The organism is Pseudarthrobacter sp. Pseusp20, from assembly GCF_059492155.1.
In genome coordinates this window covers 3,200,795-3,212,181 of the sequence record NZ_CP168521.1, presented here as the reverse complement: position 1 = coordinate 3,212,181, position 11,387 = coordinate 3,200,795, and the positions used below count along the sequence as shown (strand labels likewise).

Below are 11,387 nucleotides of genomic sequence, written 5' to 3'. Positions count from 1 at the left end.
GAATCAGTCGTCGAATCCAACAGCGCCCCCACGCTTGGTGTGAAGCCGCAGGTCGCTGTGGCAATTCATCTTTGATTCTATGGTGCACCCCACAGCCAGTCCATGACGGCGAATATGCCCCCAGCGAAACGCCCCGCCCTCCAGAAGGACATGACCGGAACGTTCAGGAAGCTCTCAGCAAACATCCGAGCTTGTTCCAGCGGGACGGTCCATAGTTAATGGCAGACGAGGATGAAAGGAAGTCCCATGACTGAGAATCAAACCCCAGGACCGGTCCCGGAGGACAGCCACGCGGGCAACCGGAACCCGTGGCAGCGGCAGGGCCAGCAGCAGAACGCGCAGCAGCCCGGTGACCGGCAGGTGGCCACTCAGTATGGGAACGGGACCGCGGACCAGGAGCCCGGCGGCTACAGCGGTGCGGAGCAGCGCGACCACACCCAGGAGTTGCCCGGAGCTCCACGTCCGGTGTATCCGCAGCGCCAGCCGTTTTACGGCCAGTCCGGATACTACGGCCAGCAGCAGCACCACGATAGCCAGCCCGTTCACGGCGGGGGCCCCGGCACGCCGAACGGCAACGCCGGCTACACCCCCAATCCCAAGGACGCGCCGCGCCGGAAGGCAACCTTTGGCGTCGGTACCCTCGTGGCCAGCATCCTCGCAGCAGGCCTTGTGGGAGGCGGCGTGGCTACGGTGGGTGCCGGCGAACTGTTTGGGAACACCGGGTCCAGCACTTCAACCGTCGGCAGCAACAGCCAGCCCGGCACGGTCATCGTCAACAACAAGGACGACGTCAACGCTATTACCGCGGCTGCCGTGAAGGCCTCGCCCAGCGTCGTCACCATCAGTGCCACCAGCGGCAGCTCAGGGGGCACGGGTTCGGGCATCGTCCTTGACGACCAAGGCCACATCCTGACCAACACCCACGTGGTGACCCTCGATGGCCAGACCGCCAATGCCACCCTCGAAATCCGGACCAGTGACGGAAAGGTCCTGCCGGCAAAGCTGGTGGGCACCGACCCCCTGTCCGACCTCGCCGTCATCAAGGTGGACGACACGTCAAGCCTGACCCCTGCCACCCTGGGTGATTCCTCCAAGCTGAACGTGGGTGATACGGCCATCGCCATCGGTTCCCCGCTTGGGCTGACCGGAACGGTCACGGACGGCATCGTGTCCACGCTCAACCGGACCATCAGCGTTGCATCGTCCGCAGCCCCGAAGGGCGGCGACAACAGCCAGGGCGGCGACCAGGGCTTCCAGTTCGCCCCTCCGGGCGGCGGCCAGAGCCAGCAAAGCGCGGGCGAGGGATCCATCGCCATCAACGTCATCCAGACTGATGCTGCCATCAACCCTGGCAACTCCGGCGGCGCCCTGGTGAACAGCAAGGGCGAGATCATCGGCGTCAACGTCGCCATTGCTTCCGCGGGCTCCGGGACGTCCACTTCCCAGAGCGGCAACATCGGCGTGGGGTTCAGCATCCCGATCAACAACGCCAAGCGCGTCGCCCAGGAAATCATCGACACCGGCAAGGCCTCGCACGGCCAGCTGGGTGTCAGCGTCAAGGCCAAGACGTCGGGTGCCTCCTCCGAATTCTCGGTGGGGGCCGACGTGGCAACCGTTGACCCCAACTTTGCCGCAGGAAAAGCCGGTATCAAGGTCGGTGACGTCATCACCAAGTTCAACGACCTCACCATCGGCGAACCGAACCAGCTGACCGCGGCCGTCCGCGAACAGCCGGCGGGCTCCACCGTGAAGATCACGGTCCAGCGCAGCGGCAAGGAACAGACATTCGACGTCACGCTGGGTGCCGCAGCCAGCTGAGGCCAGGCAGCAGCATCGTGCAGCAATGACGACGGCGGCGTTCCCATCCAAGGGGGCGCCGCCGTCGTCATGCTGAGCCACGGTGAGGGCCTGACACAGGCGTTAACGGAAGAGGGCGCAGGGGCGCGCCGATATGGTTAGCTAGGAGCTACCCGCCTGCCGGGCATTCCGCGGCCATGACCCACCCGGCTGGCTGTCCACAAGCATGGAAGGCTGCTGTAAACACAGTGGAAGAGACATTGAAGATCGTAGTCCTGGTCAAACATGTACCGGACGCCCAGTTCGACCGTCATCTCAACGGTGAGGGCAACACGGTGGACCGCGATGAAAGCATTCTGTCCGAGCTTGACGAGTACGCCCTCGAGGCAGCGCTGCAGCTGGCCGAGGCGAGGGGCGGGAGCAAAGCGGGCAACCAGGTCATCGCCCTGAGCATGGGACCCTCCGGAGCCGTCAACGCCGTCAAGAAGTCGCTGCAGATGGGCGCCACCGAGGGCGTTCACCTGACGGACGACGCCCTGGCCGGCTCGGACGCCGCGGCCACGTCGCTTGCGCTCGCAGCGGCCGTCCGCCACCTGGGCGACGTGGACCTGGTCATCACCGGCATGGCCTCCACCGACGGTGAAACCTCGCTTGTCCCGGCGCAGCTGGCGGAGCGGCTCGGGCTGCCCCAGGTGACCTTTGCCTCCACGCTGGAGGTCGACGGCGGCCGGCTGACGGCCCGCCGCGACGCGGATACCTCCTCGGAGACCGTGGAGGCGCCGCTGCCCGCCGTCGTATCCGTGACGGACCAGATCAACGAGCCCCGGTACCCCAACTTCAAGGGAATCATCGCAGCCAAGCGCAAGAGCATCACCACACTGTCCCTGGCCGACATCGGTGTGGACCCCGCCCAGGTCGGCTTCGCCGGTTCCTGGACCAGCGTGGCCAGCGCGGAACAGCGGCCGCCCCGGACTGCAGGGACCATCATCACCGACGAGGGCGACGCCGGCATCAAGCTGGTTGACTTCCTGGCCGCCCAGAAGCTGCTCTAAGAGGGACATCGACATGGCAAAAGTACTCGTATTCATCGACAACCCCGGCGAATCGCTCAAGAAGAGCAGCCTTGAGCTGCTGACCCTGGCCCGTTCCCTGGGCGGGGGCGCCGTGGCGCTCAACGGAGACCTTTCCGACGGCGCCGCAGCCACCTTCGCCGAATACGGCGTGGAAAGCATCCTGCGCCCGTCTGCCCAGGACCTGGATGACTTCCTGGTGGCACCCAAGGCCGCCTACGTGGCCGCCGCGGCTGAAGCCAGCGGCGCCGGCATCGTGCTGCTGGACAACTCGCCCGAAGGCAAGGAGATCGCGGCGCGGGCGGCTATCCGGTTGAACGCCGGGGTCATTACTGACGTGGTGGCCGTGGACCCGGACGGCACTGCCCACAAGTCCGTCCTGGCCGGCTCGTACAACACGGACTGCAAAGCCACCACCCCGGTTTCCGTGCTGACCCTGAAGGCCAACAACGTCACCCCGGAACCTGCCCCTGCACCCACAACGCCCGAAACAGCGACGGTTGAGGTCCCCGCGGTGGCTGCAGCCGCCCGGATCACGGCCCGTGAGCAGAAGGTGGCCAGCGGCCGGCCCGACCTCACGGACGCACGGATCGTGGTTGCCGGCGGACGCGGCATGGACGGCGACTTCGGCCCGGTGGAAGAGTTGGCCGATGCCCTCGGTGCCGCCGTGGGCGCCTCCCGTGCCGCCACGGACGCGGGCTGGATCAGCCACGATGCCCAGGTGGGGCAGACCGGCAAGACAGTTTCCCCGCAGCTGTACATCTCCGCAGGCATCTCCGGCGCCATCCAGCAAAAAGCCGGAATGCAGACGTCCAAGGTCATCGTTGCCGTGAACAAGGATGCCGAGTCCCCGGTCTTCGAGATTGCGGATTTCGGCATCATCGGCGATGTGTTCGAAGTCCTCCCGCAGGCCACCGCCGAGATCAAGAAGCGAAAAGGCTGAATCGTTGACTGCCTCCCACAGGCAGGCAGGGAGCCCGTTCAACCCGGACATACACCGGGTTGGGCGGGTGCTCTGTTTTGCGGCCCACCCTGACGACATCGATTTTGGCGCAGCCGGCACCGTTGCCGCCTGGACGGCGGCCGGCGTGGAGGTCAGCTACTGCATCATGACCGACGGCGACGCCGGCGGCTTCGACCCGGCGCACCGCGCGGACATCATCGCCATGCGCGACGCCGAGCAGCGCCGTGCCGCGGAACTGGTGGGCGTCACCGACATCCACTACCTTCACCAGCGGGACGGGTACCTCGAGCCGTCGCACGAGGTGATGAAAGGGGTGGTGCGGCTGATCCGGGAACTCCGTCCCGACGTCGTCCTCGCCATGCATCCGGAACGGAACTGGCAGCGGATCCAAAAGAGCCATCCCGACCACCTGGCCGTGGGGGAAGCGGTAACACGTGCCGTGTATCCCGCGCTCGAGAACCCGTTCGCCTACCCGGAACTGGCCGAAGCCGGCCTGGCAGCCTACAAGCTGCCGTGGCTGTGGCTTTACGCCGGACCCGAGGAACGGGAGAACCACTTCGTGGACGTCACCGCCCAGGTGGACGCCAAGCTGGCCGCCATCCATGTCCACGTCAGCCAGCATCCTGACGTGGCTGCCATGGAAGCCGCCGTCCGGCAGGGTATGCGGCTCAATGCCGCACGGGCCGGGCTGCCGGAGGGGCACAGCGCGGAAGCCTTCCACGTGGTGGCAATCAACGGGCCCGGGACCATCGCAGGCTTTTGAGTTGGAAAGCGCCCCCGGTTCCTTCCTCAGGAAGGAACCGGGGGCGCTTTACTGTTTGACGGCTGATGCCGGGGCCGGGTCAGGCTCCCAGCGGGGCTGCCGCCACCGTGGGCAGGGTGGGGGCCTTGGACCCGCCCGCCGGCTCAACTGTGATTCCCAGTGAAGCGGCCGAGTGGATGCCCTGGACCACCGCAGGCTTGGACAGGGCCTGTTCGTCCATGAGGCCCTGCGACACCGGTGCGGAGCCGTCCTTGGGGATCAGCCACATCTGGTAGACCTTGCCCGCCGGGGGAGCGGGCACGCCGCTCATCTTCACTACGGCCGCGTCCTCCGACGCTGAAATCAGGAGGATGGCCTTGCCGCCGCCCACCACGTTCACGGAAGCTTCGCGCAGGTCCCCGGCCCTGGCCACCTGGTTGACCGGATCGTTTTGGTCGGCAATGTAGGCGCCAACGCCCACGCCGCCCAGGGCAATGGCTGCTGCAGCTGCCACGCCGACCAGCCAGCGCCGGGCGCCGGAAGCGCCGCGCCGGTCCTCCCGGCGCTTGCGGGCCTGCGCCAGCTCATCGCGAGCTTCCGGCCCTGCAGGCTTGCCTTCAAATGGGGTTGGCGGGGTGCCTGCGGCCGGTACGGCTCCACCGGGCAGCCCCTCCTGCCCGGGGAATTGGGCAGGAAGCTGCGCAATGATCCGCTCGAAGAGGTCCGACGGGGGTTCTTCCTCCACCCGGAAAGTGCGCGCCAGCGCCTCGCGGGACTGCCGGACGCGGTCCAGGAAGGCCAGGCGCTCCGCTGCCGGGGCCGAGGAGATGTACTGGTCAATGGTGTCGCGTTCCTGCTCCGTGACCGCATCCAGGGCGTAGAGCTCGGCCAGGTCAACGGCGCGGCCTGACGCAAGGTCCATGGCGACAGCGTCGCCGAAGGAACCCGAACGTCCACTGCGCCCTTCGTCCATACCGCTCATCTCAACTCACCCCCAAACAGGTCTTCAATCGGATCAGTCCATCGCGGATGCGGGACTTGATGGTGGGCACGGCTGCGTTCAGCCGTTCGGCGACCTCCCGGTAGGTGAGGCCGCCGTAGTAGGCAAGGCGCACGGATTCCTGCTGTGTTTCGGTCAGCGTCCCCAGGCAGCGGACCACCGCCTCAGCCTCAAGCCGGCTGCCCACTTCGTCGGAAACACTGTCGTGGTCGATGTCCTGCGTGCTGGCCCCGTACCTGGCTTCCCTGTCGGTGGAAGACTGCGACGAGCGCACCTTGTCCACGGCCCGCCGGTGCGAGATGGTCATCAGCCAGGAAAGCGGGCTCCCTGCCTGCGGATCGAACTTCGCCGCGTTCTGCCAGACCTGCAGGAAGACCTCCTGGGTGGTGTCCTCGCTGAGTTCGGGATCGATCAGGACGCGCCGTGCCATGCCGAAGACCCTGCGGGACGTCAACTGGTAGAACTCGGCGAACGCCGCCTGGTCTCCGCGGGCGATGCCCGCGAGCAGGATTGACAGGCGTTGGCTGAGGTCTGCCGGCGGGTCAGTCACCGCGGCGGAGCCCTCGGAATTTGGCGCGTTGGGAGTTTCCATTAAGTCCAAGCATAAGTCTCCGGGCGGCGAATCCTGAGCACTGCCGTGCCGGTTGCGGCTTGCCTGCCTGGATCCTGACTCCAGTAGTGTCACCTGCCGCTCCTTGCTCCGCTCGAATGTCGTCAAGAGCCATTCGAGGCCGGAGGCGGGGCGGATGGGACGGCGGCTGAAGAATTTGCATGGCTCCTGGGAGGGGGCGCCGGTCCGGACGACTGCTACAGCCTGGCCCCCGGAAAACCTTGCTGGCGCCAGGCCTCATACACGGCAATCGAGGCGGCGTTTGCGAGGTTCAGGGAACGCAGGGCCGGCAGCATGGGCAGGCGCACGGTGGCCGTTACATGGGGATCGGTCTTCAGTTCCGCCGGCAGTCCCACGGATTCACGGCCGAACATCAGTACATCACCGGGACGGTAGGTGATGTCCGTGTAGCTGGTGGTGCCGTCAGAGGTGAAGGCGTAAACGTTCCCGGGCTGAAGGTGCTCCCAGGCGGCTTCGATCGACTTGTGCACAGTGACGACGGCGAGGTCGTGGTAGTCGAGGCCCGCCCGGCGGAGTTTTGCGTCAGAGAAGTCGAACCCCAGGGGTTCCACAAGGTGCAGCTCTGCGCCGGTGATTGCGGCAAGGCGGATGGCGTTGCCGGTATTGCCGGGGATTTCTGGGGCATGGAAAAGGATGCGGAACACCTCCCCATCCTAGCGATCCGTTCTTAGTGCATTCCCCGCAGCAGCCTTGCGAGGACCGGAACGTTGACGGTGTTCGGGGCAGGGCCCGATGCCAGGAACTCCTTCAGGCCGCGCACCATGCCGGCGGCATTGACGATCTGGACGGTCTCCAGGGCGCCCGCGGGGCGCCGGTGGTGGTCGATCACGGGTTCGTGGAGGTTGCCGTCCGGGCTGTGCACCACGGTCCATCCGGTGACGTTCAGCTCGGGAAAGATGTCCTGCATGGCCCACACCACGCGGGCGAGCTGCGGTGGTGCCACCGCGCGGCCGCCGTGGTTGAGGGTCCGGCCGTCCCATGCATAGGCGCCCTTGGGCAGCAGCATGGAGTTGACCAGGGCCAGCCGGTAGCCGGACAGGACCGCGTGGTCGATGTGGCTGTTGTCCGCGGGCGACTGCAGGCCGTTGATGAGCCGCGCGGCCGGGATGGCCGGAAGCACCTGCCGGGTCAGCAGCTGAACGGTGCGCATCTCGCGCTGGATGCGGGCCTCGGCACCGAAGATACCCCGTTTCCGCGGCATCCCGTGTACCTGTTGGCGGGCCTGGGCAAGGGGAATGAGCGGGACCGCGGAGCCAGCTGCCTCGTACGGCGGAACGTAGACCGGCGGGTCGCCTGCGGTGTTCCTGCCGTTGTCCGGCCTGCGGACGGTGGCAGAGGCCCGGCTTCCGGCGGCGGGCGCATCAAAGTGGGCGCCGCCGTCGGACGTGTCACGGACCGCACCCGCGCCATAGGTGCGGTCGTAGGCTTTCCGGCGCTGCGGATCGATGAGGGTCTCGTACGCGGCGGTCACCCGGCGGAAGGTTGCGGCGTCACCCCCGTGGTCCGGGTGTGCCGCCCTGGCAGCGCGCCGGTACGCCACCTTGATTTCCTTTTCGGTGGCGGTGACGGCCACGCGAAGGACCTGGTAGTGGGAGCTGCTGCTCTCGGTCAAGATCTTCCTTTTCTTGATGCGCGGCGTCTTAATTCTCCGCAGGGAAAGCAAAGTGCCCGCCCAGTCTAGCCAGCACGGTTGATGGGCCTGCCGTAACAACGAATGTCCGGGGCTTCCAGGTTCCCGGCGGACGGCGTCTAGACTCTTGCCTGCGCGGCCGGACACCGGCCGAAGGGGATGCGACGGACTGGAGACGGATATGCCGACGACGGCGGGACGGGCCGGCAGGGCATGGAACCGGGGAGTGCAGCCCGCCATTGCAGGCCTGGTTGCGGTGCTTCTTGGCGGCTGCAGCGTGGACGTCCGGGATCCTTCCGTGCCTGCTGCCCCTGCCAGCACGCCCGTTCTGTCCACGCCAACCATCACCCCGGGCCACGACGCCGCTGCAGTGGCGGGACGGGACCTGCCCTTTGCCGCCGGTGGCACCTTGGCGCCCGGGGTGCCGGTGGGAATTTCTGACGGGCTGAGGGACGTGCCCGGCTGGAAGGTCACCAAGGACAACGTGTCGGGCGCCAGCGAATACGTTAAGGCGGATGGGTGCGTTGTCGCCGCACGGGTCAGTACGGGCCAGGGGCCGCTGGTCCGCGGCGATGACCGTGAATCGTCCGTCGCCCTTTTCCAGTACCTGGACGCCACCATCCAGCCCTCGTACCTGAAGACCGGGACTTTGCGGTGGGGTGGTACCCCCGAGGCTCCCGGCAAGAATGTGGAAGTGCTGGCGCTGGAGCAGACGGCTCCCGGCGGAAGGTCCACCGCCGTGCTGGCGAGGGTCTTCGGCACCGCAGGCTCCTCGGCCTATATATCCGTGTCCTGCCCGGATCCGGCCACCTTGGCCACGGCGCGCGACGAGGTGGTCCGCTACCTGCCGTTGCTGCCTCCGTCTGCTTGAGCCCGGACAGCGTACATGCATGGGCCCTGTTGCAGGGCTGGGGCGCGGGGTCCGGCTCGTAAAACCGCCGGCGGCTGGAGGGCTCAGCTGCCGGCGGCTTTGGGTGTGCACAACGCTCCGCGCCGTGAGTAATGCTGTGCGCTGTCTGTAGTGCTTGCGCCTGGCCGGCGCCAGCGGCGTCAGGCAGCAGTTCGGCTGGTCCCCATCGACAGCCGGTTAAGGGCCAGCGCGCCGACCAGCAGCCCGAAGTCCCGGAGGGCCACGTCGTAGAAACTTCCCAGCAGGAGCAGGTTGACGATGATCCCTGCCAGCCACGCCGCCACGAGCAGCGAACCATACTTCGGCCGGACAGCCACGACGATGCCCGCGATGATCTCCACTGCGCCGACGATGTACATGAAGGTCTGGGGCGGCAGCGGCACCACCGCTGTTGCCTGGGGCGCCAGGTAGATGGTCCAGTCAGTCAGGATGTTCGTGAACTTGTCCAGGCCGAAAAGGACCGGAGCAACGGTGAAGACGGTACGCAGCAGCACGAACGCCTGCCGGGCCGCCGGCATGGTGGTTGATGCGTGCTGGGCCCGCACTGCCGACGCTGATTTCATGGTGTTCTCCTTCTAAAAGTAGGTATGCCCATTTTAGAAAGCGCACGTTCTATAATCAATAGATCTTGACTTTGGATTGGTGGGCATTATGTACCGACTTCCCTGGGCTGACAGGATTGCTGCCGTTGCCTCGCTGACGGACGCCAAGAGGCTGCATCTTTTCGAGCTCGTGGCATCATCACCACGGCCGCTGGGGCGCGACGATGTTGCCGAGGCCGCAGGCATGGCCCGCAGCACAGTGTCATTCCACCTGGACAGGCTGGTCCAGGACGGTTTGCTGGCGGTGGAGTTCCACAAGCCCGCAGGAAGGACGGGGCCGGGCTCCGGCCGCCCCGCCAAGATGTACCGGACAGTGGGGAGTGAAATCGGCGCGTCGGTGCCGGACCGGAACTATGACCTCGCCGGGGAACTCATGGCGACCGCCATCGAAGCCTCCCAGGCCGACGGCGCGCCTGTGGCTGAGTCGCTCCGCGCGGCCGCCTTCCTGAAGGGCCGGGAACTGGCGGAAGCGGCGGGGGACCTGGAAGAGTTCCTGACCGAATCGGGCTACCAGCCAGAGCACGACGGCGAGGGCGGTTACCTGCTTCCCAACTGCCCGTTCCACCGCCTGTCGCGGGCACATGCGGCAGTGGTGTGCGATATGAACGGCGCCTTCCTGCGCGGGGCCGCGGTGGGGTGTGGCAGTCCGGAAGAGCGCGTTGCCCCAGCTGCCGGCGCCGGCCATTGCTGCGCGAGGATTACCGGCGGGGACTGACCGGCTCCCCGGGGATGCGGCGGCAGGCCACGATAGAATTGGGGGATGCCCGCCTATCTCGACCATGCCGCCACCACTCCGCTGTCCGCAGCGGCGCTCGCCGCCCTGACGCGTGAACTGGCCCGGACCGGGAACCCGTCGTCGCTTCATGGATCGGGACGCCGGGCGCGCCGTGCCGTTGAGGATGCGCGCGAGGTGATCGCAGCGGCCGCGGGAGCCCACCCCTCCGAGGTAATTTTCACCTCCGGAGGCACCGAATCGGACAACCTCGCAGTGAAGGGCATGTACTGGTCCCGCGTGGCAGAGGACCCACACCGGCGCCGCATCCTTTGCTCCGCCGTCGAACATCATGCGGTGCTGGACACCGTCGAATGGCTCGAACGCCACGAGGGTGCCGACGTGACCTGGCTGCCGGTGGACGGCAAGGGTGTCCTGGACCTCGACGTCCTCGAAGCCGAGCTCGCGCGCGACCCCGCCGCCGTGGCCCTGGTGACCGTGATGTGGGCGAACAACGAGGTGGGCACCATCCAGCCCATCCACCGGGTGGTTGAGCTGGCCCATGCCGCCGGCGTCCCCGTGCACTCGGACGCCGTCCAGGCATTCGGCTCCGTCCCGGTGCACTTCAAGGAATCGGGCCTGGACGCGATGTCCATCTCCGGACACAAGATCGGCGGCCCGGTGGGCGTGGGCGCACTCCTGCTGGGCCGCGCTGTAAAACTGACGCCGGTACAGCACGGCGGCGGCCAGGAACGTGATGTCCGCTCCGGCACGCTGGACACCGCCTCCATCGCTGCCTTCGCTGCCGCCGCGGAGGCCGTCACCGCCGGGCTGCCGGCGGAAGCGGCGCGGGTTGCCGCACTGCGTGACCGCCTGATCGAGGGCGTCCGGGAAAGCGTTCCGGAGGCCGTCCTCCGCGGGGCACCCCACGGAGGACGGCTGCCAGGCAATGCCCATTTCACGTTCCCCGGCTGCGAAGGTGACTCGCTGCTGTTCCTTCTTGACCTGGCCGGCGTCGAATCATCCACCGGCTCGGCGTGCACCGCCGGCGTGCCGCGGCCATCCCACGTGCTGCTCGCCATGGGCCTGGACGAGGAAACGGCACGCGGAGCCCAGCGTTTCAGCCTGGGGCACGCGTCCACCGAGGCCGACGTTGATGCTTTGCTGAGGGCGCTTCCGGAGGCTTATGCGCGGGCCCGCCAGGCCGGCATGGCCGGGCACGAGTCCTCCATCCAGACAGCAGGAACCGTGGCGCGGCAGGCGCTGCGCGGCGTGTGAACGCGCCACCCGACGTTCTTCGTGCCCATACCGGCCTGGATCGTGCCGGCC

Annotated in this window: 12 protein-coding genes; 7 read left to right on the top strand and 5 right to left on the bottom strand. The window is 67.2% G+C overall.

From position 1 onward, the window contains the following. The first annotated feature begins 246 nt into the window (after nucleotides 1-246). The 4 genes from ACEN9K_RS14800 (at nucleotide 247) to ACEN9K_RS14785 (ending at nucleotide 4,594) form a co-directional block, all read left to right on the top strand. Entirely contained in the window at nucleotides 247-1,818 is a 1,572-nt protein-coding gene (locus ACEN9K_RS14800) for a S1C family serine protease (protein WP_495634597.1), read from the top strand. Nucleotides 1,819-2,057: 239 nt separating this feature from the next. Further along, on the top strand, nucleotides 2,058-2,849 hold the full coding sequence (locus ACEN9K_RS14795) for an electron transfer flavoprotein subunit beta/FixA family protein (RefSeq protein ID WP_018768539.1): 792 nt from the start codon (nucleotides 2,058-2,060) through the stop codon (nucleotides 2,847-2,849). A gap of 13 nt (nucleotides 2,850-2,862) precedes the next feature. After that, nucleotides 2,863-3,810, top strand: coding sequence for an electron transfer flavoprotein subunit alpha/FixB family protein (locus ACEN9K_RS14790; RefSeq protein WP_018768538.1), 948 nt, complete (start codon nucleotides 2,863-2,865; stop codon nucleotides 3,808-3,810). 4 nt (nucleotides 3,811-3,814) lie between these two features. Further along, nucleotides 3,815-4,594, top strand: coding sequence for a PIG-L deacetylase family protein (locus ACEN9K_RS14785; protein WP_018768537.1), 780 nt, complete (start codon nucleotides 3,815-3,817; stop codon nucleotides 4,592-4,594). A gap of 79 nt (nucleotides 4,595-4,673) precedes the next feature. Here ACEN9K_RS14785 and ACEN9K_RS14780 read toward each other — a convergent pair whose 3' ends face one another. The 4 genes from ACEN9K_RS14780 to ACEN9K_RS14765 form a co-directional block, all read right to left on the bottom strand. Further along, nucleotides 4,674-5,546, bottom strand: a complete 873-nt coding sequence (locus ACEN9K_RS14780; RefSeq protein ID WP_495635711.1) for an anti-sigma factor — start codon at nucleotides 5,544-5,546, stop codon at nucleotides 4,674-4,676. 10 nt (nucleotides 5,547-5,556) lie between these two features. Beyond that, nucleotides 5,557-6,165: a sigma-70 family RNA polymerase sigma factor gene (locus ACEN9K_RS14775; protein WP_018768535.1), complete on the bottom strand. Its 609-nt coding sequence runs from the start codon at nucleotides 6,163-6,165 to the stop codon at nucleotides 5,557-5,559. 215 nt (nucleotides 6,166-6,380) lie between these two features. Next, complete coding sequence (locus tag ACEN9K_RS14770) at nucleotides 6,381-6,848, bottom strand: tRNA (cytidine(34)-2'-O)-methyltransferase (protein ID WP_018768534.1); 468 nt, start codon at nucleotides 6,846-6,848, stop codon at nucleotides 6,381-6,383. Nucleotides 6,849-6,871: 23 nt separating this feature from the next. Then, on the bottom strand, nucleotides 6,872-7,816 hold the full coding sequence (locus tag ACEN9K_RS14765; RefSeq protein ID WP_018768533.1) for a J domain-containing protein: 945 nt from the start codon (nucleotides 7,814-7,816) through the stop codon (nucleotides 6,872-6,874). 244 nt (nucleotides 7,817-8,060) lie between these two features. Between ACEN9K_RS14765 and ACEN9K_RS14760 the strand changes: the two genes are divergently transcribed. Next, nucleotides 8,061-8,705, top strand: a complete 645-nt coding sequence (locus ACEN9K_RS14760; protein WP_018768532.1) for a hypothetical protein — start codon at nucleotides 8,061-8,063, stop codon at nucleotides 8,703-8,705. A gap of 179 nt (nucleotides 8,706-8,884) precedes the next feature. Here the strand turns inward: ACEN9K_RS14760 and ACEN9K_RS14755 are convergent, their stop codons facing one another. Further along, nucleotides 8,885-9,307 carry a hypothetical protein gene (locus ACEN9K_RS14755; protein ID WP_018768531.1) on the bottom strand — a complete coding sequence of 141 codons (423 nt, stop codon included), beginning with the start codon at nucleotides 9,305-9,307 and terminating at the stop codon, nucleotides 8,885-8,887. An 88-nt stretch (nucleotides 9,308-9,395) separates the two neighbouring features. Between ACEN9K_RS14755 and ACEN9K_RS14750 the strand changes: the two genes are divergently transcribed. After that, nucleotides 9,396-10,061 (top strand): helix-turn-helix transcriptional regulator, encoded by a 666-nt coding sequence (locus ACEN9K_RS14750; RefSeq protein WP_268003323.1) that lies wholly within the window; start codon nucleotides 9,396-9,398, stop codon nucleotides 10,059-10,061. Nucleotides 10,062-10,106: 45 nt separating this feature from the next. Beyond that, nucleotides 10,107-11,336 (top strand): cysteine desulfurase family protein, encoded by a 1,230-nt coding sequence (locus ACEN9K_RS14745; protein ID WP_018768529.1) that lies wholly within the window; start codon nucleotides 10,107-10,109, stop codon nucleotides 11,334-11,336. The last annotated feature ends 51 nt before the right edge of the window (nucleotides 11,337-11,387 follow it).